The sequence below is a fragment of the Pedococcus ginsenosidimutans genome (genome assembly GCF_039544395.1).
GTDB lineage: Bacteria > Actinomycetota > Actinomycetes > Actinomycetales > Dermatophilaceae > Pedococcus > Pedococcus ginsenosidimutans.
In genome coordinates this window covers 251,221-278,021 of the sequence record NZ_BAABLO010000005.1, presented here as the reverse complement: position 1 = coordinate 278,021, position 26,801 = coordinate 251,221, and the positions used below count along the sequence as shown (strand labels likewise).

At 67.6% G+C, this 26,801-nt stretch carries 19 protein-coding genes, 1 tRNA gene and 1 pseudogene; 15 read left to right on the top strand and 6 right to left on the bottom strand.

Annotated features, from left to right (window positions below):
- Positions 1-625: 625 nt before the first annotated feature.
- Both ABEA42_RS10215 and ABEA42_RS10210 read left to right on the top strand, forming a co-directional pair.
- The gene (locus tag ABEA42_RS10215) at positions 626-1,249 is read left to right on the top strand and encodes a hypothetical protein (protein WP_345503001.1); all 624 of its coding nucleotides are present in this window, start codon (positions 626-628) and stop codon (positions 1,247-1,249) included.
- Positions 1,242-2,489, top strand: a complete 1,248-nt coding sequence (locus tag ABEA42_RS10210) for a DUF262 domain-containing protein (protein WP_345502999.1) — start codon at positions 1,242-1,244, stop codon at positions 2,487-2,489. Before ABEA42_RS10215 ends, ABEA42_RS10210 begins: the two co-directional genes overlap by 8 nt.
- Before the next feature lie 166 nt (positions 2,490-2,655).
- On the opposite strand, the gene ABEA42_RS10205 is transcribed toward ABEA42_RS10210, so the two are convergent.
- Positions 2,656-3,420: a hypothetical protein gene (locus ABEA42_RS10205; RefSeq protein WP_345502997.1), complete on the bottom strand. Its 765-nt coding sequence runs from the start codon at positions 3,418-3,420 to the stop codon at positions 2,656-2,658.
- Between the two features lie 586 nt (positions 3,421-4,006).
- Between ABEA42_RS10205 and ABEA42_RS10200 the strand changes: the two genes are divergently transcribed.
- Positions 4,007-4,138: a hypothetical protein gene (locus ABEA42_RS10200; RefSeq protein ID WP_345502995.1), complete on the top strand. Its 132-nt coding sequence runs from the start codon at positions 4,007-4,009 to the stop codon at positions 4,136-4,138.
- Positions 4,139-4,264: 126 nt separating this feature from the next.
- Here ABEA42_RS10200 and ABEA42_RS10195 read toward each other — a convergent pair whose 3' ends face one another.
- Positions 4,265-4,645: a hypothetical protein gene (locus ABEA42_RS10195; protein WP_345502993.1), complete on the bottom strand. Its 381-nt coding sequence runs from the start codon at positions 4,643-4,645 to the stop codon at positions 4,265-4,267.
- Between the two features lie 619 nt (positions 4,646-5,264).
- Here ABEA42_RS10195 and ABEA42_RS10190 point away from each other — a divergent pair.
- The 8 genes from ABEA42_RS10190 (at position 5,265) to ABEA42_RS10155 (ending at position 17,567) form a co-directional block, all read left to right on the top strand.
- The gene (locus ABEA42_RS10190) at positions 5,265-6,092 is read left to right on the top strand and encodes a tyrosine-type recombinase/integrase (protein WP_345502992.1); all 828 of its coding nucleotides are present in this window, start codon (positions 5,265-5,267) and stop codon (positions 6,090-6,092) included.
- A complete protein-coding gene (locus ABEA42_RS10185; protein WP_345502991.1) occupies positions 6,089-7,570 on the top strand; it encodes a hypothetical protein in 1,482 nt (493 codons plus the stop codon). The genes ABEA42_RS10190 and ABEA42_RS10185 overlap by 4 nt, the downstream gene beginning before the upstream one ends.
- Before the next feature lie 203 nt (positions 7,571-7,773).
- A complete protein-coding gene (locus ABEA42_RS10180; RefSeq protein ID WP_345502989.1) occupies positions 7,774-9,402 on the top strand; it encodes a hypothetical protein in 1,629 nt (542 codons plus the stop codon).
- Positions 9,403-9,624: 222 nt separating this feature from the next.
- Positions 9,625-10,608, top strand: a complete 984-nt coding sequence (locus ABEA42_RS10175; RefSeq protein WP_345502988.1) for a hypothetical protein — start codon at positions 9,625-9,627, stop codon at positions 10,606-10,608.
- 564 nt (positions 10,609-11,172) lie between these two features.
- Positions 11,173-13,116: a type I restriction-modification system subunit M gene (locus ABEA42_RS10170; protein WP_345502987.1), complete on the top strand. Its 1,944-nt coding sequence runs from the start codon at positions 11,173-11,175 to the stop codon at positions 13,114-13,116.
- Positions 13,113-14,372, top strand: a complete 1,260-nt coding sequence (locus ABEA42_RS10165) for a restriction endonuclease subunit S domain-containing protein (RefSeq protein WP_345502986.1) — start codon at positions 13,113-13,115, stop codon at positions 14,370-14,372. The genes ABEA42_RS10170 and ABEA42_RS10165 overlap by 4 nt, the downstream gene beginning before the upstream one ends.
- Positions 14,369-17,383, top strand: a complete 3,015-nt coding sequence (locus ABEA42_RS10160; RefSeq protein WP_345502985.1) for a type I restriction endonuclease subunit R — start codon at positions 14,369-14,371, stop codon at positions 17,381-17,383. The genes ABEA42_RS10165 and ABEA42_RS10160 overlap by 4 nt, the downstream gene beginning before the upstream one ends.
- A gap of 108 nt (positions 17,384-17,491) precedes the next feature.
- Positions 17,492-17,567: transfer RNA gene (locus tag ABEA42_RS10155), tRNA-Lys, on the top strand.
- A gap of 164 nt (positions 17,568-17,731) precedes the next feature.
- Here the strand turns inward: ABEA42_RS10155 and ABEA42_RS18515 are convergent.
- Positions 17,732-17,845, bottom strand: a pseudogene (locus ABEA42_RS18515) (replication initiator); the annotation flags it as partial.
- 88 nt (positions 17,846-17,933) lie between these two features.
- Here ABEA42_RS18515 and ABEA42_RS10150 point away from each other — a divergent pair.
- The 4 genes from ABEA42_RS10150 to ABEA42_RS10135 all read left to right on the top strand — a co-directional run bounded on the left by ABEA42_RS10150 (position 17,934) and on the right by ABEA42_RS10135 (position 21,364).
- Positions 17,934-18,560 (top strand): helix-turn-helix domain-containing protein, encoded by a 627-nt coding sequence (locus ABEA42_RS10150; RefSeq protein ID WP_345502983.1) that lies wholly within the window; start codon positions 17,934-17,936, stop codon positions 18,558-18,560.
- The gene (locus ABEA42_RS10145; protein ID WP_345502981.1) at positions 18,557-19,270 is read left to right on the top strand and encodes a class I SAM-dependent methyltransferase; all 714 of its coding nucleotides are present in this window, start codon (positions 18,557-18,559) and stop codon (positions 19,268-19,270) included. The genes ABEA42_RS10150 and ABEA42_RS10145 overlap by 4 nt, the downstream gene beginning before the upstream one ends.
- Before the next feature lie 415 nt (positions 19,271-19,685).
- The gene (locus ABEA42_RS10140) at positions 19,686-20,273 is read left to right on the top strand and encodes a GNAT family N-acetyltransferase (RefSeq protein WP_345502979.1); all 588 of its coding nucleotides are present in this window, start codon (positions 19,686-19,688) and stop codon (positions 20,271-20,273) included.
- Between the two features lie 710 nt (positions 20,274-20,983).
- Positions 20,984-21,364 carry a hypothetical protein gene (locus tag ABEA42_RS10135; protein WP_345502978.1) on the top strand — a complete coding sequence of 127 codons (381 nt, stop codon included), beginning with the start codon at positions 20,984-20,986 and terminating at the stop codon, positions 21,362-21,364.
- A gap of 150 nt (positions 21,365-21,514) precedes the next feature.
- On the opposite strand, the gene ABEA42_RS10130 is transcribed toward ABEA42_RS10135, so the two are convergent.
- The 3 genes from ABEA42_RS10130 to ABEA42_RS10120 all read right to left on the bottom strand — a co-directional run bounded on the left by ABEA42_RS10130 (position 21,515) and on the right by ABEA42_RS10120 (position 26,766).
- The gene (locus tag ABEA42_RS10130) at positions 21,515-24,652 is read right to left on the bottom strand and encodes a beta strand repeat-containing protein (RefSeq protein ID WP_345502977.1); all 3,138 of its coding nucleotides are present in this window, start codon (positions 24,650-24,652) and stop codon (positions 21,515-21,517) included.
- A 206-nt stretch (positions 24,653-24,858) separates the two neighbouring features.
- Entirely contained in the window at positions 24,859-25,731 is an 873-nt protein-coding gene (locus tag ABEA42_RS10125) for a sensor histidine kinase (protein WP_345502975.1), read from the bottom strand.
- A gap of 177 nt (positions 25,732-25,908) precedes the next feature.
- Positions 25,909-26,766, bottom strand: a complete 858-nt coding sequence (locus ABEA42_RS10120; protein WP_345502974.1) for an alpha/beta hydrolase — start codon at positions 26,764-26,766, stop codon at positions 25,909-25,911.
- Between the last annotated feature and the right edge of the window lie 35 nt (positions 26,767-26,801).

Genomic DNA, 26,801 nt, shown 5'->3' with positions numbered 1-26,801 from the left:
GGAGACTTCGGTGGATGCGGCCGGGCCCTTCGCGGCAGCGCGGATCGGGTGTCGTGGTGTGGTGCTCACATCCCCATTCCCCTCAGGCTGCGGGGCGCCGTCTAAGCCCTCCAGCCGCAAAGTACGGCATACCGCCCGATCTCATGCCAACATCCGCCGGCAACTCACCCGTTCGTCTTCGTCCTCGGCGCAGTCGAGCGTCGCTCGTCAGGCCGTGCCGGCTGCTGAGCGAGCTTCGTTGAGTCGAACGGCCGGCTCTGAGGCCCAGCCGCCCAACGCGCCGCCACGACGGTTGGACTGGCAAAGGAGCCTTCCAAGCGCACGCGGCGGGCCGTCCTGATGACCCCGGACCCGCCGGCGGTGACGCGCACAGTCTTTCCCTACCATGCCCAGGTTTTCGAACGCTTGTGGCCCGTCGGTCGTCGATCATCGCCGACTCGCCGAACTCGTGACCCACGGCTCGATGCGACTGAACCGGTAAGTTCGTTCTTATGCCGTCCGGAGGCGTCGGCAGATACGCGTTGCTTGAAAGCTGGGGGCAGATCTGTGGAACTTGTTGGGCGGTCGACGTGGCTCAAGCAAAGGCAGTAGGGCGCCGGCGCCCGCAGGCCCCGATTCCGTGCGGGTGGACGTGACCGCGCCATATCCCACCAGCGCAGAAGTTCTAGCGGTTGGCGCGAAGGAGGTTGCGGAATGGATCGACTTTACGTACCTCCGTCACGACCCCTTAGCTTTCGGTGCCACGCGCTTCGACGAGTTTCGACGCACCGCGTCTAAGGGTCTAGGCATCGGCGCCAACGGGATCTACTGCCTCGGCTCCGGCGCCATCGGCTGGTCACTCAATCCGGAGAAGATGCTCGGATCCGATTTGAAGCCGTTCGACCGCGCATCGGACCTCGACATGGCGTTCGTCTCAGAGACTCACTTTGAGTCGGCTTGGCGCGAACTCAGGGCCGCCGAACAGAAGTGGCTAGCGCGCCGCACGACGACCCGAGGACAGAGGGCGGACTTGGACTTTCAACGTAGGAAGTTCTTCGATGGCGCGATCTTGGGAGACAAGATTTCAAAGCTAGGGTTTCGGTCTGAGTGGATCTCGACCCTGCCGGCACTCCGAGGAATCGCCCAAGATGCGCTCGGGCGCCAAGTGAAGATGAACTTCTTCATCTACCGCGATTACTGGAGCGTGCACAACTCGGTTGCTAAGAGCCTGTACGTCTGTCAAGCGAAAAGGTTGAGTATCGGTGCCTAGCCAAGATCTGTACTACACGACCCAACTGGGCACTACGGCTGCCGCCGTTAGCGTCAACGATCTGTTGAGTCGTCAGGCGAGCGAAACGTTGGTGCTGCAGCCAGCCTTTCAGCGAAACATGGTGTGGACTGAGCGTCAGCAGGCACTGCTGATTGACTCAATGCTGCGAGGCGTTCCCGTCCCAGAGATCTACATGAAGACGACCACGGGCCCAGACGGGGAGGAAGAGCACGTGGTGGTCGACGGGCAGCAACGAATCTCAGCCTGTCTGGATTTTGTCGCTGGGAAGTTCGCCCTGCTGGGCGAACCGGAGAGCCGGTCCGAATGGGCCAACAAGACGTTCTCGACTCTCCCAGGCAACCTCCGCGCGAAGTTCCGCGCATTCAAGTTCATCGCTCGTGAACTGCCAGAAAATGTTGATGACCCAGCCATCAGGGCGATCTTCAGCCGGCTGAACATGACTGTCGAGGCGCTCGAGCCCCAGGAACTTCGGCACGCGGCCTACACCGGTCCCTTCATCAAACTGGTTGAACAGACGGCCGCCTTGGACATCTTCGGCTCGATTGGAGTCTTCTCAGCGCGCGATTACCTGCGCCGGCATAACGACGAGTTCATCGGCGAGGTCTACTTCGCGCTGAACGCTCGAACACTCCCCAACAAGAAGGAAGACCTGGACGAGGCGTATGCCACCTTCGAGCGCTCCGGATTTCCCAGCGACACTGAACACGAACTTGCGCGACGCATGGGACGCGGCCTTCGAACTCTCGGGCCCATCGCAAGCGCCCTTAGAAAGACGCGGTTCCGGAACAAGTCCGACCTGTACACGCTCCTCTACTGCCTAGGGATGAACGCCGAAAAGCTAGGCGACGGGGAGGCACTCTCCGGGGAACTGCTGGAGCGACTCAAGGAGTTCGGTGAGACCATCCAGGACTACAGGAGGGCGGGAGATGATGTAGAAGCGCGGGCAGCGGTTCTCGAGGATCCGCTCGGGGAAGTGGCCAGCCGCTATTGGGCCGGCGTTTCCAGGGCCGCGAGCGACCGGAACTCGCGGATAGCGCGCGACGCGGCGTTAAGGGAAGTGCTCGCGTCCCTCCTCGAAAGTCAAAGCGAGCAAGCCTTGACCCAAGCCGACGAAGCCTGGCGCACACCAGTCGCGGATACCGAGGAGGAGCCCGAGGTTGACGATGACGAGTTGGAAGCCGAGCGCCGCACCGTTCAGGACGTCATCGACGAAGCTTGACGGTCCCAGCCATTTGACCCCGGGCTCGTGCGGCAAACACGTCCGGAGCACGTAGCGACTACGACTCCGGCAAATGCGACGGATCCTCGACCAGGACAGGCTGACAGCACGAACCTGCCCGAGACCCTCGAACTCCGTGCAATGGGCGAACGAACCAAGAGCCCACTCAGGCCTTGGAGGTGAGGCCCTCAAAGGTGAGCTCAGAAGTCAGCATCCGTGGTGGCAGCGGTGAGCCATCGAGGACGTGCGAGACCGTGTAGATCGCTGGTCTTCCGAAGGGGTTCTCGATCGGCCGCAGTTGGTAGGGGACGGGACTGAAAGCGTGTCCATCCGCCTTGTAGGCATCTCGGTCTGCCGCGGTGGGAGGGGTGAACTTGCCGCTCATCCGCGTGGGCATGGCGTCATGAACGCTGATCAGGCCGAACTCCTCGAGTTCGTGTAGGGCACCGTACGTCTCTCCACTGATCCCGTAGTGGCTCCAGCGCGTGTGCTGGGTCAGTGGCACTCCATCCTCAGCCCAGTCGGCTCGAGCGTCCCTCGTCTGCGCGTAAGCATCCGCGATCGTCAGCCACAAGGCGATTTCCTGAGGGGTGAGCACGAGGTGCCATCCGTTGGTGAAGAAGTTCCCGGGCAAGATGAGCACGGGCTCAGCGGCTGTCTCCTCGGGCACGGTGTAGGGCTGCGCAGTCCCGTCCTCGCGGAGGAGGGCGAAACCTCCGACGTGGCGGTCGGCAGTGGGCGACTCGCGTCGCAACAACGCTGCACCCTCGAGCGCCTCAAGATCCCTGCGCATCCGCTCCCGCCTGGCTCGGACGCTTCCGTCGTGGCGGCCACAGAGCACGGACCATGGGACGTCACCGCTGTACTCCCTGACCGCCAAGGGGTGTCGGCTGACTGGTTCCCCACCCTCAGCCTGCAGGACGTAGATCATCGCCAGATATGTGTTGAGGCTTGGCCCTTTGGAGCCGACCAGTCTGGCCAGGGGGCGCCTTGTTCTCAGGTCGTACGCACGGATCTGCGCGCGCGTGTTCCCGTCGGGCCAGGGCGGCCCTCCAAGTGCAGGAGGGAGCGGTCGAGGGGGGTCGATGCGCAGGCCGGACGTCCTGAGCCGGACATCTGCTTCGGTGTTCGGCAGTCGTCGGTACTGGTCGACCGCAGCCTGGATCGCGGGCTGTCGCCGCTCAAGGTCGGTGAATCGCTTGTGTCGCAGCCGCTGGGCGCCTTCTTCGGCACCCTGTCGCCATTCCGAGCGCCGCCGCTCTCGGCGCATCTGGTCAGCATCGACCGGTGTCATGCGCAACTTTGGCACCCAGTCCTCCGATCGTCACGGTTGAGCGGTTCATGTGTTGACGGTACACCCGTAGATGGGGCGATGACCCTTTATCAGTGTCCCGCCAATGCGTGTCCAACGAGCCGCTCTTACGTGTCCCGGGCGAGTTGTAGGACGGCGGGCGCACTACGGATAGTGGCCCTTGCGACGAGGCCCGAGGGCCCGAGATGAGGAGGAGGTGTCGCTCATGAGGTGGGTGGTCGGGGAGGTGTGTCAGACGGTCCGCACCGCGATCGTCGAGAAAGGGCGGACCGGGCGGCTGATCGCAATCATCATCACGATGACGGTCTGCGTCGTCATCGTGAAGGTCGTGGCCTGAAGGTCGTGGCGTGAAGGTGCGAGCGAGCTGCGGATCAGCCATGGGGCACCGCGCGTTGCCGCCGAGACGAAGTAGGTCTCGGCGGCAACGTGGTGAGGATGGCGGGCGGTGGTTCTGCCAGGGCTTTCAGGCCGCCTCTGGCGGGTCGAGGTTGATTCGGGTTGCAGCAGCGATGGATCTGCAGATGCCGCACCCGGCGGTGAGGGTCCCAGTTGGGTGCTCGAGCTCGTTGTCGTTCTCTAACCAGCCGGGGAAGAGTTCCTCGAACTCGGCGGAGAACTCGTCTCGGATGGCGGCCTCCACGATGAGCTGGAGACTGAAGCTCTCCTCGGCATCCTCGAGGCCATGGCTGCGTTGCTGGGCAGCCATGGAGGCGAGGTGACTTCTGGTCGCCTCGAGCGCATGCAGGCGCTTGCGGCGCTTGAACGCGCCCAGAGACGACACCCCTTGGCCGACGACCTCGTCGGCCAAGGCAGCGGGCTGGAAGTGCGTATTGGTTGTGGTCATGACCCTCCGAAGGGTCTTGGCGTCCTCCCGTGACTCGGCTGCCGCGGTCGTGACGCGGAACGCTCTCCGGCGTTCGCGACCACCACTTGAGGCTCGCGGGTCCCCCACAAGGGCGACACCCGATCTGCTCCGCTTATGAACTAATCGCACTCATGCGCTGGATGCCTTCGGGTGTGGCGGCTGGGTGCCCAGCCGGGCGCAACCCCAGAAGGAGGCAACATCGCCCTTCTCCCCCGCTGCGAACCGCCGCTGGACCTTAGGGCTGTTCCCTTTGTCACTGATCAGGCGTAGAAGCGCCATGCCGACCGTTCAGGATCTGGCAGCGGGGACGGTTCCTGCGTTCGAGGGCCCGCGCCGTCCGCACCCATGGGGTCCGAACCGGCTCGGGGTGAATGTCAGCGGAGGTCGTGGGGTCACGGTGGGTGCTGGCCGGGAACGCCCTGAGTCCCGGACCGGAGGTTTCTCCCCATTGCCCCGAAGACTGCCTGACCATGAAGCACCCCGGCGCCCAGCTCCCGCAGGAGCGACGCCGCGCACCCTGAGCCTTGCCGCCGAGCTGGAGGCTGTGACGCGCCGGTGGGCCGCCGACGGCGCCCACTCCGAGCAGACGATGCTTCGGATGACCGAGACCGCCCAAAGATTCGCTGGTCGCCTGACCGCTATCGGGATTGGCGCGTTCGCGGATGTTCGCCCCGAGACGGCGCAGGCGTTCGTCTCAGCTCGAACCATCAAAGGAAGGCCGCCCGAGTTGGCGACACGGCATGCCCGTCGCACCGCCTTGCGCACCCTCTACCGGACCCTTCGCAGTCTTCGGCTGGCCGACGGGGACCCCACGCTGGACCTGGACCTGCCGCCTCGTGGTGAGCTCGTGGCTCGACCCCTCACGGATGACGAGATCACGTTGTGCCGAGCGAGCGCGCAGCTGAGACCGGGACGGCGTGCCTCGACACGCTGCGTTGCGTGGGCGCTGGGCGAAGCCACCGCGGTCTCCAGCGAGATCACCGCGATCACCGTGGCCGACCTGGACGACCCCCTGAATCCGACATGGGTGCGGTTGCCCGGCACCCGCCGGCACGACCCGCGCACGGCGGCGCTGACCCACTGGGGCGCCGCAGTCATTGCCCATCGGGTCCGCGACCTGGCTGGCTGCGGACCGCAGACGCTCCTGGCCTACGGCGGGCGCGCCCCCGCCGGCGACGCCAAGGCCCAGGCCAGCGTCTGCAACGCACTGCGGCATGTCCTGGACGCCGCAGGCCTGGCCGCCGAACCCGACGTCCGGCCGGCCTCGCTGCGGCACTGGGCCGGGCGCACGGCCCACGACACTGGCACCCCGATCGAGGGTGTCGCTCGGCTCCTGGGCCACCGCTCCCTGGACGCCGCCGCCGAGGACATCGCGCTGACCTGGCGCACCCCCACCGACACCACACCCGGGAGGAACCGAGCATGAGGCACCTGCGCATCGTCCGCGACCAGCCGCTGACCACCAACGAGAAGATCAGCGCGATCTTCTCCCACCCGGCCCTGTACGAGCTCGGCCGGCTGGTCCCAGCCAAGTCGCCCGTGGGACGGCCCGCCCACCACCCCGGATACCTTCTGCTGGGCTACGGCGTCCTGGCACGGCTCTACCGCTCCGGCATCCGCGTCCAAACCGAGCTCAGCGACGCCAGCACCTGGACCGTCGTCCAAGACGCAGTCGCCACGATGGCACAGGCACGACCTGAGCTGGTGGACCGGCTCCCCGGGGCCCGTCCGCCGAGCTGGGAGTCGTTCCGGTACGCCCGCGACCGGTACCTGTCCGACCCCGAGGTGCTTGACCAGATGCAGGACCTGTTCACCGAGTTCGCCGTGGCTCAAGCCCGCGAGCTTGGGCTGTTGAACCCCACCGGTCCAGGGTCGTTGTCCCGGCCCGACCGATCCCGGGTGGTCTACGGGGACGGCACCGTCGTCCGACCCCTGTACCGCCCACCCGCGGCGACCCGGACCACGTCCCCCGGCACCGGAAAGACGACCATCACCTACCTCACCCCCGATGGCCAGCCAACGCAGGCGCCCACCCGCCGGTTCGACCCCGACGCGGCCGACTACCACGGCCACACCGGCTCGGTCCACGGACAGAACTTCGTTGCCCTCTACGCCCGCGGCGACAACGCGCACCAGCGGGTTGTCCTTGCCGTGGACCGGGTTCCCCGCCCCGGGCTGGAGGCCGACACCGCCGTAAAGGCCATCAAGCGCCTGCACGCCGTGGCCGGCGCCGGGATCCAGGCCATCGTCTACGACGGCGCCATGCGCGGCGTGCACATCGACGACCTCATGACCCACCAGGGGCTCCTGGTTATCAACAAGGTCCACGCCTCGGCCAAGACCGCCGCCCGCCGTGGCAAGCACGCTGCAACACCCCGCTGGTTCGCCCTGGGCGCCTGGGAACACGACGCCCCTGACGGGCCTTGCACCCACACCTTGGGCGCCATCGACGGAGCCGTCAGCGAGGTCGGCCTCGACGAGGCCGGTCAGCCTGTCGTGCTGTCCCGGCTCGACCGCAGACAGGTCAAGCGTCCCCGCCGCGCCTCCGGGAAGTACCACTTCAGCGTCGCCTACGAGGTCCCCTGCCCCGCCAGCCCGTTCCTGGCCTGGGTCACACCCCACGGCGAACCAGGAGACACCAACCACAGGCGCGCCGACGCTGTGCGGGTCATCGCCGAAGGCGAGGACGACTTCACACGCCTCTACGGTTTGCGCAACGACGCCGAGTCCTTCAACTCCCAGCTCAAGCGCAGCCTGCTCGTCGACCGGGCCATGAGCCTCGGCGGGCAGCGGCAACTCCTCGACGTCCTGTGCTACGGGCTGCTGCACAACGCCACCAATGCCTACCGCGCCGCACTGGCCCAACCAGATACCTCGGCCACCCTGACCGCCCGCGCCGCCTGACCGAGCCAGCGTCCGTGGGGATCCAGTGACACCTGCGGAGGGACTGGGGTCCCACACATGGGGCCCCGACCCTCCAGGTCCCCCGATTTCCCTACGTCGAAACCCCGCCATCTCCCGACGCGGCGTGACCCCTCCGGATCGGAACGTTGAGGCACGGCCACCCCCGCCGCTCAAGAGCCCGACCCCGACCCCAGGAGATCGCCATGCCCAACGCACCCCAGACCCGACGGCAGGACGCAGCAGGCACCAGCAAGATCGTCGACACCCGACAGATCGTGAACCTCTTCGCATTCCCCGCCCTGTACGACCTGGGCAACATCCTCGGACCGCACCTTCGCCAGCCAGGCGCCCGGGGCAGAAAGCCCTCCTACGGCAGCGACGCCCTCCTCGCCGCCACCAGCGTCGCTCGCATCGCCGGCTCGACCTCCGAGGGGCTCAAGCTCCTCCGTGAGCCAGCCGTCTGGGACGAGTGCCGCGCAACCTACGCGACCATGACCCACGGCCGGGTCCTGCCCGCCACGGCGCCCAACCGCGAGCAGGTCCAGTACTTCCGCGACCGCATCAGCCGCACCCCGCAAGCCATGGCAGCCCTGCAGAACGGGTTCCGCAAGGTCGCCCTAGGACAGGCACGCCGGCACGGCAACCTCCTGCCGGGCAGCGCACCGGACTGGGTGACCCCCGACGAACGCAACACCGTCTACGGAGACGGTGTCGTACTGGCCCCCTTCAGCGACGTCACCACCGTCGAGCACCCCCTCACCGGGAAGCCGGTTGCGGTTGGTAGCCGGGCAAAGTCGGCCGCCAGTGCGCGCATTCAGCGGACGTACAGCGACCTGAGCGAGGACTTCAAGGAGGCCCGCGGGGTCAACTTCGTCGCCCTGCACACCTGGACCGGCGCGGGTCGCGTCACCCTCGGCACCGGGGTGGCCCTGCGAGCCGAACAGTGGGCGGGCCTGGAACTGATCGAGTCACTGGCCGCGCTGGCCGGCGACGGGGTCCACAACGTGATCTGGGACCGCGCCATCCAGGGCTGGCACCTGGACCACCTGATGGCACATCACCGGATCCAGGTCTTCGGAAAGTCCGTCGGACGGCGGGAACGGGCCCCGCACGTCGAGACCACCGACGAGAAGGACGACGACCGCGTGCTGCGCCTTGCCGTCGAGTACGGTGCCGCCGCTACCCCGGCGGTAGCGCAGATCCTGCGTCGCGACCTGCTGAGCCAGATGTTCTACAGCGGTGAGCCCCAGCCCGTCGGCACCAGCCTGTACAAGACCGAGCGCGGCTTCGACGTGGTCCGCAGCCAGCACCACCGGTACGGACCGGTCACCCACCCCACGGGCCGGGGTACCTGCGAGCATGAGCTCGTCGTCGATGACGGGGCCCTGTTCACCCTCGACTACCACCCGCTGGACGGGTACCCGGTGAAGGTGTCCCACGTCCCCTGCGTGACGTCCACCCCGTACCAGCGTCCCGACGGCCGGTGGGGCGCCTACCGCACGTTCGAGGTGCCCTGTAGCGAGGGTGACTTCACCTTCCAGCGCGACTGGGAGCCCGACGGCACCCGCTATCACCCCGACAGCAAGGACGGCGACCGGTCCCCCTCGGACAGGATCGGCCTCGCGCTACGACCCTTGAGCCGTAGCGACGGTCATCGGTTCTCGGACTTCTTCTCCCGGCGCAACGACGCCGAGAGCTTCAACAACTGGTTCCAGAACACGCTGCCGCACTACGGCCGCGCCACCTCCCAACACCTCGCCGGCCAAGAGCTCGACTTCCTCACCGCAGCACTGGTGAACAACTCGATCACGTGGAGCAACCGACAGCGCTGACCCACGACGGTCAACATCCGAGAACCCACCCCAGCAGGGGTGGGTTCTCGGCGTTCTGCCGTGGTGGCGGCGCACCCTCACCACCTCGACGCCGGGACGTCGTCGGCCACCCAGATCGGACGTGACCTGGATCACAGCCGTCCGGGCCGTGGCCGATTGCGCTCCCACCCCCGCACCGGACCAGTCCTCCCGTCCTGCTACAGCAAGCAACGGGAGAAGCCGATGAGCACCACCGCCACCACCAAGACCCGCAAGACCCGCAGCAAGAAGACCCCGATCAGTCCGGCGCTGCGCACCATGAGCCTCGCCGACACCCTCGACGCCTTCGCCGCACTCGACAACCAGTTCGCCGTGGCCCCTCGCCCGGCCAGGGAGAGGATGAGCCGGCTCACCGCCGACGTCGTCACCGTTGCCAACCAGATCGGCATCGACGACGCCAGCGGCCTGCTGACCCACCAGAAGGAACTGCTCGCAGCGTTGACTGGCATCGGCCGGGACAACCTCACCACCTTCCTCAAGAGCGACATCGCCGGGCCACTGCACGAGTACCGCAACGTCACCGTCGCGATGGTGGCGGCCGCGGCCGCCTCCATCGGAGCCTCGACCGAGCCCGTCTACCGCTCCTCGGTCCGCCTCCGGGCTCGCACGCACCAGCTGCAGCGACCGTTCACCGACGACGAGATCCTGCTCGCACGCGTCCAAGCAGCCATCGAGTCACTCCACAACCCCGACTCCCAGCGCGCCAACATCTACACCCTCACCGACGCAGGCCTCACCCCGGGCGAGACCACCAGCTTCACCCTCGGAGACTTCGACGACGTCAAGGACCCCGCCGAGGTCCTCGCACCGGGCAACGGGCACCTCAAGTGCCGGCTCCTGCCCCTCGACGGCTTCGGACAGCAGCTCCTGTTCCGGTGCGCCACCTCCGCCACGATCAAGGGCACCGCACCCACCACTCTCCTGACCTACACCCCGCGCACCAACCTGCCCGGCACCGCCGCCGCCAGTGCATCCGCCCAAGGCGTCCTGGACCGGATGCTCTCCGAAGTCGGCCTAGCCAACACCGACGTCACGGCCTCCAGCATCACCCTGTGGCGCGTCCACAGCACGTGGGCGGAGCACGGCACCGACATCGCATGGCAGGTCTCCGGGAGGTCCACGCCAGAGCAGATGCTGACCATGCTCTTCCGCACCCCACCCCGGTGAACACCCACGAGTTGCTGGAGACCTCCTTCCTCGACTGACAGCCCAATCGGCCTTCGCAGCCCACGCTCACGCGTGCACCCCTGTGGCACCGGCGACGCTGACGCACCGCGCGCTCACCAGCGCGACCACAGAAGGCCGCGCACGCATGCTCGTTGGTCCGCGTCCCTGACTTTGGGGGATTGCGGCCGCCGACTCGCCACGGACCTATCCCTCGTGCCCCTGCCCTGGGGCAGCACCTTGACAACTCCACAGCGCAACGAGAGCCCCCCTCACCAACGACAGAACGGAGGACATCCAACACCCCACAACGGGGCAGCGGGCATCAACGGACGCGACACCCGCGCCCAGCACACCACGGACCGACTGGACATCGGCAGACGCACGGCCAACCACCGGGAAAGACGGAGGTGACAGACACCTTCCCGGCGCCGTTTCGATGTCAGGCACCCACTAGTTGCCAACAACGGGCATACCTGGCCTTGACTCATAGCACCCCGTGCCCCGGCAAGCGGCTGGGGCAAAACGGGCTAGCCTTGCGCCCCCCAGTACGAACGAAGGGATGACATGGCACCGGTGGGCTTCGAGGACAAGGTCGCGTTCGTCTGGAAGGTCGCCGACAAGCTGCGCGGGACCTTCAAGCAGCACGAGTACGGCGCTGTCATGCTTCCGTTGCTCGTGCTGCGCAGGATGGACGCTGTACTGGCACCCACGCGCGACGAGGTCCGTTCCAAGGCTCACGAACACCCCGAAGGACGTCCCGGGCGCGAAGCGATCCTCGAGCGAGCCGCGGGGCACCGCTTCTACAACACCTCGCGCTTCACGTTCTCGACCCTGCTGAGCGACGACAAAAACGTCGCCGCGAACCTGCGTGACTTCGTCACCCAGCTCTCCCCTGCCGCACGCCGAGTCATCGAGGCCTACGACCTCGACCCGCGCATCGAGCGCATGGACCGGGCCGGGCTCCTGTACGCCGTCCTGGCCGACTTCGCCGACCTCGACCTGCGCCCGTCGGTCGTCTCGAACGAGGCCATGGGCTACATCTTCGAAGAACTCCTGCGGAAGTTCTCCGAAATGAGCAACGAAACCGCCGGTGAGCACTACACCCCGCGCGAAGTCATCCGCCTCATGGTCGACCTCCTCGTCAGCGGACCCACCGCCGTCGAGCTGCAGGAGAACCCCGTCCCCGTCCGCACCGTCTACGACCCCGCCGCCGGCACGGGCGGGATGCTCATGACCGCGATGGCCCGCATCAAGGAGCTCAACGACAAAGCCATCGTCAACGTCGCCGGTCAAGAGCTCAACGACGAGACCTGGGCCATCGCCCAGTCCGACCTGATGATGCAGGACATCGACCCCGGCCGGATGCGCAACGGCAACACCCTGACCCAGGACGCCTTCGCCACCGAGAAGTTCGATCTGATCCTCGCCAACCCGCCCTACGGCGTGGACTGGAAGGCCTACGCCAACCCCATCAAGGACGAGCACGCCCGGCTCGGTGACGCTGGCCGCTTCGGTGCTGGCCTCCCGCGCGTCTCCGACGGATCGTTCCTCTTCCTGCAGCACATGCTCAGCCACATGAAGCCCGGCGGTTCCCGCGTCGGCATCGTCCTGTCCGGCTCGCCGCTGTTCTCCGGGCAGGCCGGCTCCGGGGAGTCAGAGATCCGACGCTGGATCCTGGAGAACGACTGGCTCGAAGGGATCGTGGCCCTGCCAGATCAGATGTTCTACAACACTGGCATCTCCACCTACGTCTGGATCCTGACCAACGACAAGGCCCCCGAAGTCACAGGGCTGGTCCGGCTCGTCGATGCGCGGGAGTTCGGCAGCAAGATGCGTAAGTCCCTCGGCGAGAAGCGCAAGGAGCTCACCCCGGTCGCGATCGACGACATCGTCCAGCTCTACCTCGGAGCGCTCGGCGAGTCCGTCGACGACGCCCGGGTCAAAGTCTTGCCTCGAGAGGCGTTCGGGTTCCAGCGCATCACTGTCGAGCGGCCCCTGCGCCGCCGCTGGGAAGTCAGCCCGCATGCTGTCGCAGCCCACCCGTTTACTGCGCACGTCGGTCTCGTCGGTCAGGTCTTCGACACCGAGAAGGCCCTCCTCGCCGCCGCGCCCGGGCTGACTACCGCCCAGAAGAAGGTGTTTGCGAAAGCCTGCGCAATCGCCGACCCCGATGCGCCGATCGTCACTGGCCGCGGCGACAAAATCGAGGCTGACCCCGACCTCCGCGACGCCGAGAACGTGCCCCTGCCTGCAGGCTGGTTCGACCTCGACGAGGACGCCCGCCTCAAAACCCTCGAAGCCGACGCCGAGCACCACCTCGCCGCCGAGATCCACCCCTACATCTCAGACGCCTGGATCGACCACACCAAGACCAAGGTCGGCGTCGAGATCCCCTTCACCCGCCAGTTCTACGCCTACACCCCGCCCCGACCCGTCGAGCAGATCGCCAACGAGATCAAGAGTATGGAAGTCCACATCCAAACTTGGATGAAGGGCCTGGGGTTGTGAGCAACCTCGCCATTGACGCCGCATTCGCGCGATCGTCTGGTCGCCTAGCCTATCGCTTTGGGCGACTACTATCGCGGCGCGAAGATCGCGTAGGTGACTCCAGCGACATCCAACGTCTCTCCCTTTCGAGCGCTGGGTACTTGTACGCCCGCGAGGGCGCGGCAGACCGCCAACACGCATCGGAGTCCACTGAGCGGCGCAGCCTGCGCATCGACCGGAATCAGCTGGTCATCAACCCCATGTGGCTAACCGGCGGCAGCGTCGCCATTTCAGAACAGAGCGGCGCTGTGAGTCCGGACTATCGGGTCTTCGGCTGTCCTCCCGGAGTCCTTCCGCGCTACCTGCATCACTTGCTCAGAAGTAAGCCATACATGGACCAGTACAACCTGTTTGTGCGTGCAAACACCACGTTCGACCGGCGGATCCAGCAGGACGACCTGGACCAACTCCCACTCTGGCTCCCACCCTTCGACCAGCAACAACGGATCGCGGACTTCCTCGACGACCGGGTCGCCCGCATCGACCGGATAACTGAAGCACGCTCGGGCCAACGGAAGGAACTTGAGCTACATCGGCGCGGCGCTCTGGTGGAGGCGATCTTCCACGACCGCGATCGACTTGTTCCATGCAGCCAGCTTTCCGAGATCCGCCTGGGTCGGCAGCGGTCACCGCAGCACGAATCGGGGGACCACATGGTCCCCTATCTCCGATCGGCAAACGTAGGTGACGGCCGCATCGACCTTGGAGACGTCAAGCGAATGAACTTCACCCCGGATGAGCAGCGAGTGTTTGGCCTGCAGCCAGGAGACATCCTGGTGACCGAGGGGTCCGCGAGTCCAGACGCGGTAGGCGCGAGCGCAACGTGGGAAGGGGACATCGGTGGCGCCGTTTGCTTCCAGAACACGTTGATTCGGCTTCGCGCTCGACCGAACTGTTCTCCTGATTTCCTTGCTGTGTGGGCGCGAGCATCCCATGCCGCAGGTGCTGCACGCGTATTTGCCGGAGGTGCGAGCATTCTTCATCTTGGCTCTGAGGGCATGTCTCGCCTTCAGATGCCCCTTTTGCCCCTGGGCGAACAGCGCTCGCGGGCTGCCACGGCAAGCAAGGTGCTTCAGTTTCATGCAATCGCCGACGATTCGCTTCGGCGATCTGTTGAGTTGCTCTTGGAGTACAAGCAGTCGTTGATCACGGCCGCGGTGACGGGTGAGCTCGACGTGACGACGGCGCGCGGCAATATCGGGGGAAGGGAAGAATGAACATCACGCAAGAGTCGGCCTTCGAAGCAAATATCGAGGGGCACCTTCTTGGCGCAGGATGGACAAAGCTTGCCCCGACCTCGTACGACCGCAAAGCCGGGCTGTTTCCCGACGAGACCATCGCTTTCGTGAAGGCTTCGCAGCCGAGGGCGTGGGGGCAGCTGGTGGCCCGGCACGGCGGAGAGGGCATGGCGCGGGAGCGGTTCCTCAAGGTCGTTGCTGACGCGCTCGACCATCGCGGCGTGGTCAGCGTGCTCCGTTCACCCGTCAAGGACACTGGCGTCTCGGTGCGCCTGTGCTTCTTCAAGCCGGCGTCAACGCTGAACGAGGAGCAGTCGCAGCGCTACAGCGCGAACCGACTGTCGGTGGTGCGCCAGCTGCACCACTCCGAGTCACGCCCGATGGACTCCCTCGATCTGGCGCTGGTCGTCAACGGCATACCGGTCGCTACAGCCGAGCTGAAGAACCCGTTGACCGGGCAGGGCCTGGAGCAGGCGATGGCGCAGTACCGGGCTGACCGGAACCCGCATGACCTGATCTTCGCCAAGCGGGCGCTGGTCCACTTCGCCGTCGACCCGCACCGTGTGGCGATGACGACCCGGCTTGCCGGTCAGGAAACGGTGTTCCTGCCGTTCGACCAGGGCAGCGCCGGGGCAGGCAGTCCGGGGACGGCCGGCAACCCGCCCGCGTCCGGGTACCAGACGGCCTACCTGTGGGAGCGGGTGTGGCAGCGCGACGCGTGGCTGGACCTGCTCGGCTCATTCGTCCACGTCGAGGACGGGCGAGTGCTCTTCCCGCGCTTCCATCAGTGGCACGCGGTGCGCTCCATCCTGGAGGCGACCTACCGCGACGGCGCCGGCGTGGACCGGCTCATCCAGCATTCGGCCGGGTCGGGGAAGTCGAACACCATCGCGTGGACCGCGCACTCCCTCTCGCGGCTGCACGGGCCGGATGAGGAGCCGGTGTTCGACAAGGTTGTTGTCATCACCGACCGCAAGGTGCTCGACCGGCAGTTGCAGGCCACGGTGTCCGGGCTGGAGCACACGCCGGGCACCATCGTGCGGATCGACGAGAAGTCCCAACAGCTGAAGGAGGCCTTGGAGGGCAACGCGGCCCGGGTCATCATCACCACGCTGCAGAAGTTCCCTGTCGTCGCAGCGCTCGCCGCGCAGGCCGCCGCCGAGGGCGACGCGCGCGGGGTGGTGGGGCGCCGGTTCGCCGTCATCGTCGACGAGGCGCACTCATCGACCAGCGGGGACTCGGTCGCGAAGCTGAAGAAGGTCCTCACCGGCGACGCGGCTCTCGCAGAGGCGGAAGCGAACGAGGCGGCCGCAGAAGCCGCAGAAGCCGCGGACGAGCCGGACGCGGCGCTGCTGGCCAGTGCGCAGCACCGGGGCAGGAAGAAGAACCTGTCATTCTTCGCGTTCACCGCGACTCCGAAGCCCAAGACCCTCGAGACGTTCGGGCAACTCGACGACGACGGGCACAAGCGGCCCTTCCACACGTATTCGATGCGCCAGGCCATCGCCGAGGGCTTCATCCTCGACGTGCTGGCGAACTACACCACGTACTCGGTCTACTACAAGCTCGCCAATGCGCACCCGCGCAACGACCCCGAGTTCGAGACTGGCAAGGGTCGCGCGGCTCTGGCCCGGTTCGCCTCGCTGCACCCGTACCAGCTCGAGGCCAAGGCCGAGGTCATCGTCGAGCACTTCCGCACCAAGACCGCCGGCAAGATCGACGGGGGTGCGAAGGCGATGGTCGTCACCCGCTCCCGGCTGCACGCGGTGCGGATGAAGCAGGCCCTGGACGCCTACATCGCCCGCAAGGGATACGCCGGAGGCGCGCACCCACTACGCACCCTCGTGGCGTTCTCCGGGCCGCTGAACGACCCCGACGCGCCCGAGTCGACTCCGCTGACCGAGGCCGGCATCAACGGCTTCCCTGACGGCCAGCTGCCCGAGCGCTTTCGCGGCGACGACTACCAAGTGCTCGTCGTCGCCGAGAAGTACCAGACAGGGTTCGACGAGCCGCTGCTGCACACGATGTACGTCGACAAGAAGCTTGGCGGCGTCGCCGCCGTGCAGACCCTCTCCCGGCTCAACCGCACCCACCCCGGCAAGGAGGACACCTTCGTTCTCGACTTCGCCAACACGAGCGAGGAGATCCAGGACGCGTTCGAGCCCTTCTACGAGGAGTCGTTCGCGGCGCCTACGCAACCGAACGCGCTGTACGCGATGGAGCACGACCTCCTGGCCGCCGGGGTGCTGTCGATGCCGGAGATGGAGGCCGCGGTCGCCGCTCTGCTGTCAGAGGATCCAGCGCAGCAGGCGGTTCTCTACGCCAATCTCCTGCCAGCCGTCGGTCGGTTCGCCTCCCTCGACGAGGACGGGCAAGAGGCCTTCCGCGGCACCCTGCAGAGCTTCTGCCGCGGCTACGCCTTCATCGCTCAGGTCATGCCCTTCACCGACACCGACCTCGAACGGCTCTTCCTCTACGGTCGGCTGCTCCTGCTCGACCTGCCGGCGCGTGAGAACGACCCCATGCCGCAGCTGAGCAAGTCGGTGCAGATGACTCACCTGCGCATCGCCGTCGCTGCCGAGACCGCCATCGAGCTGACTGGCGCCGACGAGCCTGGCACTGCACTTCCGGGCGAAGGCAAGGGAGCCGTCACCGAACCGGTCCTCGACAAGCTATCTGCTCTGATCGCCGCCATGAACGACAGGTACGGCGCCGACCTCGGCGACGCCGACAAGGTCTGGGTGGACCAGCAGTGGACCGTCGTCATGGGCGACACCGACATGGAAGCCGTAGCCCAGCACAACGACCGCTCCCAGTACCAGATGGTCCTCGAGCAGAAGATCAAGGACCTCCTCCTGGATCGACACGAGAAGAACGGCGTCCTGTTCGACCTCTTCTTCGCCAACCCCGACTTCCAGGCCACGCTGCTGCACTACCTGTCCGGCACCTACGACGAGTTCCGCGCCGAAGGGACGGAGCGACCTGCGTGACGGGCGCAGCCGCCCGCGGACGGTCCACTAGGGTGAACGTCCGGGCTCACGGGCCGGTTTTCCTGATGGTTGTCCTGAGGGTTGTCCCGACTAAATCCCTGACCCCGCGGGCCTCTAGCTCAATTGGCAGAGCTGCGGACTTTTAATCCGTAGGTTGTGGGTTCGAGCCCCACGGGGCCCACCAGTACGCAGGTCCGAGCCTTGAAATCGGCTGTACTTTGCGCGCCGAGCGGCCAGCAGGACATGGTCCCAGCTGGTCGGCGACGATCCGAACCGTGGCTCCGCTTCCCTCAAGCAGGGTGGCCACGGTCTTCCGGTAGGCGCGCGGCTCGACCAGCCGAAAGCGATCTCGGCCCGGATCAGCTGGAACGAGTCCGCCGCGTATAGGCGGGAGCAGGTCTCGCACGTGTCCCCCCGCCGGTTCCCGCAGCGGGTGAACGTCAGGTCGTGCAGCTCGCCCACCCAATTCGCAAGCACGATTGCGCAAATTCACTTGCGCTTTCCAGGCGCTTGGGGCACGGTTGGCGGCGTGCCACAGGACCCTTCGCGCATGTCCCCCACAAGGATCTTCGATCCCAGAGCGGTCCTCGCGGTCACGCACCCGCTCCGGATGCGACTGCTCGGCGAGCTGTCGCGGCGGGGTACGGCTCGCGTCGTGGACCTCGCTGGTGGCCTTGGCGAGCCGGCGAACTCGGTCAGCTTCCATCTGCGACAGCTGGCCAAGTACGGGTTGATCGAGGAGAACCCGGAGCGGTCCCAGAACGGGCGGGAACGTTGGTGGCGCATGACATCCGACCGAGGCTTCGAGATTGACCTCGATGCGATGCGGCAGCTCGAAGGCGGGGAGGCGGCGGTGGGTGTCTTTCGCCGCGTCGCCGAAGGCCACGTCCTCGCGCTCCATCGCGCCGTCCAGGTGCCACCGTCCGCCGTCGACGTCCCCAGCGGCCAGCAACGCACGATCAGCGACGACTTCGCGGTGCGCCTCAGCGACGCCGAGCTCCAGCAGATGCGCGGCGAGTTCGCGGAGCTCCTCGACCGCTGGACGGATACCTCTCGCGCCCTGAACGACGTCGATGACGGCGTAGAGCGCCGCGCCTACTACGGAGTGGTCATGGCCGCCCTCGTCCAGGACATCGGCGCCACCACTCATGGACCTCACAAGGAGCAGCAGCAATGACCAGCACCGACGCCGTCACCTCCAGCGCACCTGACTACGACGACTTCGCGGCCACGTACGCCGCCGCCAACGACAACAGCCTGTTCAACGCCTGGTACGCCAGACCCGAGATGCTCCGCCTCGCCGGGGACGTCAAGGGAACACGGGTCCTGGACGCAGGTTGTGGGCATGGTCCCCTCATGGTTGCGCTGCGCGACCGTGGCGCCGACGTGGCCGGGTTCGACCTCAGCCCCGCCATGATCGACCTCGCTACGGACCGCCTCGGCAACACCGCCGACATCAAGGTCGCAGACCTCGCCGCACAGCTTCCCTACGAGGACGACGAGTTCGACCTCGTCACCTGCTCACTGGCTCTGCACTACGTCCAGGACTGGGCACCGGCCCTGGCCGAGCTGCGTCGGGTGCTCAAGCCCGGCGGTCGGTTGGTGGTCTCGATCATCCACCCCTTCGTCTACGCGTTCTGCTACCAGGACGAGGACTACTTCGCCCTGACCCGGTACTCCGAGGACCACCAGCACGACGGCCACGCCTTCACCCTCACCTACTGGCACCGACCACTGCAGGACGTCATCAACACCTTCCTCGACGCCGGACTCGTCATCACCAGTGTCACCGAGCCTGCTGCGGACCCAGGCACGCCCACCGAGCTCCTACCGCCTGAGGGGCGCCGCTTCATCTGTTTCTTGTTCTTTGTCCTCGAGTCGCCATGACGGCGCCAGCCGTCGTCGACCTCGGGCACCTCGACTCCGGTCTGCTGGCATGGGTGGAAAGCCTGGCAACGTCCGGACCGGTGCTCCTTCGCCGCGACGGGCAGACCATCGGCACCCTCACATACTCCTCCGAAGTCCTCGAGGGCTCACCCACAGTGGACCCTTCTCTTCCCACACGCACAGATCATCGTCACCGAGATCCTCGACCCCGAGTTCGGCCTCGACATCCCTGGCCCCGTCGGCCGGTTGCTCGACGCGGGCGCCCACGCCTACCTACCGCCCGAACCACTCGAGCAGGTCGCCGAGAACGTGCAGATCCATCTGCAGTCCGTACTGGCGGAGCACTCGGCTCGTCGCCGCCCGGCCTCCACCAGCTGAACTCCTGACACAACGGCCGCCCAACACAAGGACCCCATTGCCACACATCGAGGGCAAGGCCGGGCCGGGCGCCCGCACCTCCATGCCGCTGACGGTGGTGCGGCCGAGCGATCAGGTCTTCCCGTTCACTGCCCCACAGAAAGCCTTCAACATGTCGGTCCTCCAACCGCTCACCCCAGCAGACCTTGAAACCCTGATGGCAGTGCAGCGAGAGGGCGCGATCGCGGGCCTCGGACATATCTTCCCGCAGGAGACGCACCCCTTCCCTGAGCAGCAAGTTCTTGACGGGTGGAAGCGTGAGATCGCTGACCCTGGGGTTGACTGCTTCGTCATCAAGGACGCCGGACGAGTGGCTGGATTCGCCGCGACGCGAGCTGATGAACTGCTTCACTTTGGTACGGCTGTGTCGACCTGGGGCAGCGGGCTTGCCGGCCTCGCCCACACCGAGCTTCTAGAGCACCTGCGGGCGAGAGGGCATCGGGAGATCTTCCTGAGGGTCTTCGACGAGAACACGCGCGCTACCCGCTTCTACCTCCGGCGCGGATGGGTCCGAACCGACACGACCACGCGGACCACCTTCCCGCCGCACCCAACGCTTCGACGCTACGAGCGGCGACTCCCATGACGTCCGGAACACCCGCAGTCCGGTCGCGCCCAGCGAGTGCACGGTTCCCCCGCCGAAGTGCGGCCACAACGGATTCCGGTCGGTGAGGACCTTCTTCACATGGCTTCTAGGCCGTGCCGTGTACTAGCGCGTCGACAAGCCGGCTGACCTCGCGAAGCTGCGGATCGCTCCAGCGAACTTCTTCAGCGACGTCCAGCACGTCAGGCAACTGTTTCTTCGGACGGCGTCTCGTCCTGGCGGCGGGCCGAGCTACGCCCTCGAGTAGTTCGATGACTGGCAGCAACAGGTACGAGTCCCGCGGACCATCGGGCCGAAGCAGGTGCAGACGGGCTCCATCAAGTCTCAGTTCGCCGAAGAGAGGTGCTAGGTCCGCCACAGCACGCGGAGATGGAGCCAAGGCCCGTTCCCAGAGCGAGTCCTCTCCGTAGAACCACAAGAGCCTTGCCAGCGACAGCGGCGACGTGGTCACGTACGAGCTCCCCATGTTGCGAGTATGCACGCGTAGGTCACCTACGAGCCGCCGACCCTGCGCTCCACTCTCCGCTATCGGCTCGGTGGCCACCCGTGGTCAACCCGACCCGCACCGCCGACCATTAGGGCAACATGCTTGCGTGACGAACCCCGCTGCGCGCACCCGCGTACACAACTGGGGCTGTCGGATACTTGGGTCTATCTTTCTCGGGTTCCTTGTAGCGGCCACCCTTGGTGGAATGTTCGACCCCACGCCGGGTCCGGACCAGCCGACACTCATGCCAGGGACGCTGGTGGTGGCGTTTGAGTTGGTCCTCCTCGTTCGTGTGCTCAGGCTGGGAGTCACTGTCACCCCCGACCACGTCATCTCCCGCGGATGGTTCCTGACACGCCGCTACCCCCGTCCCAGCATCAGCGGAGCCGGCGCAACCGGCTACAGCGGCGGGTACAACCGGTGGTCCAGATCCAAGGCCTTCACCATGCTGTGGATCCGAGTCGATGAAAGCGCCGTTGATCTTCCGCACATCGCGGGGCGACCGCAGAAGATCCACCGACTTGCCGATGAGCTCCGGGTTGCCCTCAGCGTTGCCACAGACGGGAGCTCTGATCACGACGGCTGACGGGCCCTCCGTAGGTTGTGGGTTCGAGCCCCACGGGGCCCACCAGTACGCAGTCCGCCCGCCTGCCTGCCCAGACCGTCCCGGACGCAGCTGACCCCCGACTCCGAACGGGGAGCCGAGGGTCAGCGGTGGATCGGCTGGGAGCGAGGTCTAGCGGACGACCTGGACCTTCAGCACCTGGGTCTGGGTGCCCACTCGCATGCCGATGTTCCAGTAGCGCTGCTTGACCATCGCGCTGCTGAAGGTCACGCCCAGTGCCCAGCGGTTCGGACCGGTCCAGACGAACTTGTTGTCCAGGCCGCGCGGCGCCTTGGGGTAGGGCATCGCGTCGACGTAGCGGGGCTGGCTCTTGGCGACGGCCAGCATCGTGTACGTGTGGCCCGCCCGCACCGTGTACATGCCGTTGCTGTAGCTGGCGCCCTGGATCACGAACGTGGACACCTTCGCGGTGAGCCGGGTGGTCGAGACGTTCCCGGCCTTATCCGTCGCCGTCGCGGTGTAGACCGTGCTGGCACCGCTGACGGTCCGCTTGATCGTGCAGGACGCCATTCCCGAGAGGCCGTCGCGGGCGGAGCATGCCCCGGCCGGAGCGGCCGCGAAGTACGGGGTCGTGGTCGAGACCCCCGTGACCGCCACCGACGGGCGCGTCTGGTCGACGTTGACACCGGTGACCGAAACCGTTGCAGCGCCACCGTCGACGGCCGTGATGGTCCGGGAGACGGACTGCGCCGCACCGTTCCGGCCGATCGTGACGGGCTGCGGGCAGGCGGCCACCAGCGCGGCGCCGTTCGGCGTGCAGGTGAAGCTCACCGTGACAGCGCTCCGGTACCAACCAGCCTTGCTCTTCGGGCTGGCGCTGGTGAGCGTCGCCGTGATCGCCGGGTTGTGACGGGTGGTGGTGGCGGACGAGGCGAGGAAGTTCGAGTCGCCCTGGTACTGGACGGCGACCTCGTCGGACTTGCTCGTGGGAAGCGAGTAGCCCAGCGTGGCGACGCCTGCGGTCAGGGTCGCGGTCCCGACCGGCCTGCCGTCGACGCTGAACACCACGCTGCCGGTGGGGGTACCCGAGCCAGGCGCCACCGGGGCAACGCTGGCCGAGATGCTTCCCGCACGCACGGTGATGGACGGAGTCGTCGCGGCCTGGTCGACCACGAGCGTCTGCGGCGTGGCCGTCGAGGACGCGTAGACCGTCGGGTCGAGGGCCGTGAACGTCGCTCCGACCGTGTGGGCGCCGGGGGCAAGGGTCCCCAGCGCCGGGCTGGTCGCCTGGCCGTTCTCGACGATGCGGGGACCGCCGAGGTCGATGCCGTCGACGGAGAACTGGACGTAACCAGCCGCGCCCCCCGGCACGGTGGCGGTCACCGTCGGGGCCTGGCCGTAGACAGACGTGGCCGGGCTCAGCGAGACCGACACGGTCGTCGGCTTGGCGACGACCGTGATCGTCTGGCTGACGCGCGTAGCGTCGGCGTAGTCGGCGTTGCCCGCCTGCTGGGCCACGACAATGCAGGTGCCGGCGTGGTCGAAGGTCAGGGTCGTGCCGCTGGTCCAGCAGGCGGTCTGGGGGCTCGAGGCAGCGTCGACCCAGTAGGTGACGGGGTTGCCCGAGGGGCCACCGGTCGCGCTGAGCTCCTGCGTGTCGCCCACGGTCGCCGTGGAAGGGACCGGAGCGAAGGTGATGGTCTGGGCGGCCACGCCGACGGCGATGGTCTGCTGCGCCTGCGGAGCGCTCAGGTAGTCGGCATTGCCCGCCTGGTCGGCGTCCACGACACAGGTGCCGGAGTGGTCGAACGTGACGGTCGAACCGCTGACCGAGCACGTCGAGGTGCTGGCGGCGTCGATGGAGAACGTCACGGGGTTCGCCGATGCCCCACCGGTGGCCGCCACCGTGTAGGTGTCTCCCGTCGCGGCAGCGCTGGGAGCGGTGGTGGTGAACGTGATGGCCTGCGCACCCTGACCGACCGTGATCGTCTGGGTGGTGCTGACCGCGTCAGGGGCCGCGCCGTTGCTCGCGGTGACGGTGAAGGTGTAGGTCCCGCTGTGGGTCGGGGTGCCGGAGAGCGCCCCGGTGCTGGTCAGGGTGAGCCCCGCCGGGAGCGTCCCGGAGGACACAGTGAACGTGGGGTCCGGGTACCCGGTCGCGGTGTAGGTGTACGAGTACGCCTGGCCCACGGTGCCGGTGGTAGGCGCGCCCGCAGCGGTGAGCACAGGCGGGACCTTCAGGAAGGTGAACGCGCCGACGGCGGGGAGGGTCACTCCGCCTGCTGTGGTCACGTTGACCGACTGTGGCCCGTTGGGGGGCGGCTGGGGCATGGGGACCGTGGCGACCACCTGGGTGTCGGTCGAGGACGTCACCGTCGCGGCGTACCCGTTGATGCTCACCGTCGCTCCCGCGAGGCCGGTGCCGTCGATGGTCACCGAGCTGCCGGGCAGCCCGGATGCGGGCGAGGTCGCGGTCAGGTGCGCGGGGTAGTAGAGGGTGACGACGCCGTTGCCGCCGTGCCCGGAGACTGCACCGGTCAGCGAGCCCGCGAAGAAGGACCCGCCACCGCCACCGCCTCCGTTGTTGCTGCTGTTGAAGCGGCCGCCACCGCCGCCGCTGTAGCCGCCACCGCCGCCGCCTGCGTATCCGGACGTCCCGCCACCGCCGCCGAAACCACCGACGCCGTAGCCGCTCGCGCCCGAGCCACCACCCGCACCAGCCGCGACGGACTGGCCGCCACCGCCGCTCCAGGTACCGCCGTAGCTGAGGAGGCCGCCGCCACCGCCGGCCGTGCCGGCAGCGCCGCCGTTGCCACCCGTGCCGCCCGCGCCACCGCCGTTGCCACCTGCCATGCCCGAGGTGCCGGTGCTCCCTGCGGAGGGGAACGTGTTCGATCCCGCGCCACCGCCGCCGCCTGCGGCAGCGAGGATGCCGGCCTGGTCCGGGGTCCGGTAGATGAACGACCCGCCACCACCGCCAGCGCCCCGGCTGTACACGGCGCCGTTGCTGCCCAGGCTGCCGGCAATGATGTGCAGCGTCTCGCCGGGGGTCACGGAGATCGTGCCCGTCAGCTCGGCGCCACCGCCGCCCCCGCCGTATGCCGCGCCGCCCTGCGCACCGCTGATGTCGACGTAGACCTGAGTGACACCCGCGGGCACGGTCCAGTTCTGGACACTCCCGGTGGCGGAGAAGGTCTGGACCGTGTCAGTGGTGGCTGCGGAGGACGGAGTGGCCGCGATGACAGCCGCGGCCGTGATCGTGCTGACGGTGACACCGGCAGCAAGCAGGCGACAGCGAAGTGAGCTCATGGAGGTGGGGGTGCTTTCTGTCAGGTATCAGCCCAGGTCAGGCCCGCCGAAGTAGAGCACCGCCCACCGGTCCCCCCATGAGGGATCCGCGGAGGGGGAGCCGAACGGATGAGCCCCGACGACCTGAACGACCACTGAGGAACGTGGGACGGCCCGCACCGGACGTGGCGCGCCGGTCACCTGGTGACCGGCCCCTCGAGCGCGGGTCAGAACGGCTTGACGACCTCGCGGAGGGTCTCCATGGCCCGCCCCACGTCGTCACGAGCGGCATGGATGCGGGCCGCGCTCGAGGATGTCGTGTGCGCCAGCGCCCGGTCGAGCTCGAGCGCGGCCGCGAAGAGGTCCTGGAGGACCTCGGAGTGGACCGCCTCCAGGATGCGCTCGCGCTCCTCGAGCCGGGCGAGGCGCTCGCTGCGCCGGATGTTGCAGACCTGGCCCTGTGGCCCGGGCTGGGCGTAGAGGTCGGTCACGGCCACCTCCACCCAGGACCACGTGCCGTCGGTGCGGACCCGGAGCTCGCCCACCCGCTCCGCGCTCGACGGGTCGGCCACCAGCAGCTCCTCGAAGGCCTCGCGGTCCTCGGGGTGGATGCGGTCCGTGATGGGGGTGCCCATGACCTCGTCGACGGGCCAGCCGAAGAGGTTCGCCACCGCCGGGCTGGCATAGCTGACGACGTGCCGCTCGTCGAGCAGGACCGCGGCGTCGCTGGAGCGCTCCATCAGGTGCCGGACGGCGTCACCGAGGTTGAGGGAGGCGCCGACGATGCCGATCAGCTCCCCGTCGCGGTACACGCCACTGTCGGTCACCAGCGCGTGCAGCACCTCGTCGCTGCGGTTCCGGACCGGGAACCCGCCGGACCATGGACGGCCCTCCCGCAGGGCGGTCATGATCTCCCCCGCCGCCTGCCGGGAGAGCTCCGGCACCGTCACCTCCGTGATGTCACGTCCGACGGCCTCCGCGGCAGGCCAGCCGTACAGCCGCTCGGCGGCGCCGTTCCAGAACAGCACCGTCCCCTTCGTGTCCGTCGCGATCACGGCGTGCCCGAGGGCGGCCAGAAGCTCCTCGGCAGACGGACGCAAGGAAGGCGCCTCGGTATCCATGGGTCCAGCGTGCACCCCTTGCTCCGCGTGGTCACCGGGGCTAAAGCCCCGGACCGGACGACACCCTGCGCCCGCCATCCGCTCGGGTGCAGAGCCGGTGTCCGGGCAGGCTCTGGTGGCAGCAGTCCGAGGCCGCGAAGAAGGCGGACCGCTACCTCAGTCGCGAGCCCTGGTCGCGGACGGGGTCCGACCCCCGGGGTTGAGTCCGACGTCCCCGGCCGTGACCACGAGGGCCGCGACCTCGTGGGCATGGGGGAAGACGTTGTTGTGGGAGCCGGGCAGGACGACCACGCGGGAGGGCCCACCGGCGCCGTCGGCGAGCTCGTGCAGCCACGGGGCGGGCGCGAACGAGTCGGCCTCGCCCGCAGTCACGGTGAGCGGCACCGTCAGGGCGGCCACCCGCACCTCGGGCCGGTGGCGGAGCCCGGACAGCACGATCCGGACGACGTCGGTGCGCACGCGGGCGAGGTTGCGCAGGACGACGAGCTCCGTCGGCGGGTCCTTGCGCCACGCGGTCAGCGCCGCACCCGCCAGACGGTGTAGGCGCCGTTGGGCAGGGGTGAAGGTCGGGCCCGCCATCACCAGCGCGAGCACCCCGGTCCGGGGCGGGGAGTGCAGCACGCTCTCCAGGGCCACCTGCGCGCCGGTCGAGTGACCGAGCACCACGACGGGGGTGTCGGGGTCGCGGGCCACGACGGCAGCCAGCCACTCGGCGCCCGCCGCGGCGAGGCCGCCTATCGTCGGGAGCACCCTCGCCCGACGGCCCCGGAAGGCCAACGCGTCGAAGACGACGACCTCGCACCCGAGCTCGGCCAGGCGCCGGGCCAGGGGCAGGAGGTAGTTGGGCAGCCCCAGCCCGGGGAAGACGGCCACACGCAGGGTCGGCTCGACCCAGCCCTGTGGCGAGAAGACCAGGGACCGCACCGGGCCGCCCAGGAGCTCGTCCCAGCGCTCGCCCTCGGCGACACCGGCGCCTTCACCGCGCGCGTCGTCACCCTCCGCTCCTGCACCCACAGGCCCACCCCTCTCACGGCCACACTTCCACACCG

Excerpts from the sequence above, each read along its gene's own strand:
- ABEA42_RS10205 (WP_345502997.1), bottom strand. The coding sequence starts at position 3,420 with ATGATCTACGTCCTGCAGGCTGAGGGTGGGGAACCAGTCAGCCGACAC.
- ABEA42_RS10200 (WP_345502995.1), top strand. The coding sequence starts at position 4,007 with ATGAGGTGGGTGGTCGGGGAGGTGTGTCAGACGGTCCGCACCGCGATC.
- ABEA42_RS10195 (WP_345502993.1), bottom strand. The coding sequence starts at position 4,645 with ATGACCACAACCAATACGCACTTCCAGCCCGCTGCCTTGGCCGACGAG.
- ABEA42_RS10190 (WP_345502992.1), top strand. The coding sequence starts at position 5,265 with ATGACCGAGACCGCCCAAAGATTCGCTGGTCGCCTGACCGCTATCGGG.
- ABEA42_RS10185 (WP_345502991.1), top strand. The coding sequence starts at position 6,089 with ATGAGGCACCTGCGCATCGTCCGCGACCAGCCGCTGACCACCAACGAG.
- ABEA42_RS10180 (WP_345502989.1), top strand. The coding sequence starts at position 7,774 with ATGCCCAACGCACCCCAGACCCGACGGCAGGACGCAGCAGGCACCAGC.
- ABEA42_RS10175 (WP_345502988.1), top strand. The coding sequence starts at position 9,625 with ATGAGCACCACCGCCACCACCAAGACCCGCAAGACCCGCAGCAAGAAG.
- ABEA42_RS10170 (WP_345502987.1), top strand. The coding sequence starts at position 11,173 with ATGGCACCGGTGGGCTTCGAGGACAAGGTCGCGTTCGTCTGGAAGGTC.
- ABEA42_RS10160 (WP_345502985.1), top strand. The coding sequence starts at position 14,369 with ATGAACATCACGCAAGAGTCGGCCTTCGAAGCAAATATCGAGGGGCAC.
- ABEA42_RS10150 (WP_345502983.1), top strand. The coding sequence starts at position 17,934 with ATGTCCCCCACAAGGATCTTCGATCCCAGAGCGGTCCTCGCGGTCACG.
- ABEA42_RS10145 (WP_345502981.1), top strand. The coding sequence starts at position 18,557 with ATGACCAGCACCGACGCCGTCACCTCCAGCGCACCTGACTACGACGAC.
- ABEA42_RS10135 (WP_345502978.1), top strand. The coding sequence starts at position 20,984 with ATGTTCGACCCCACGCCGGGTCCGGACCAGCCGACACTCATGCCAGGG.
- ABEA42_RS10130 (WP_345502977.1), bottom strand. The coding sequence starts at position 24,652 with ATGAGCTCACTTCGCTGTCGCCTGCTTGCTGCCGGTGTCACCGTCAGC.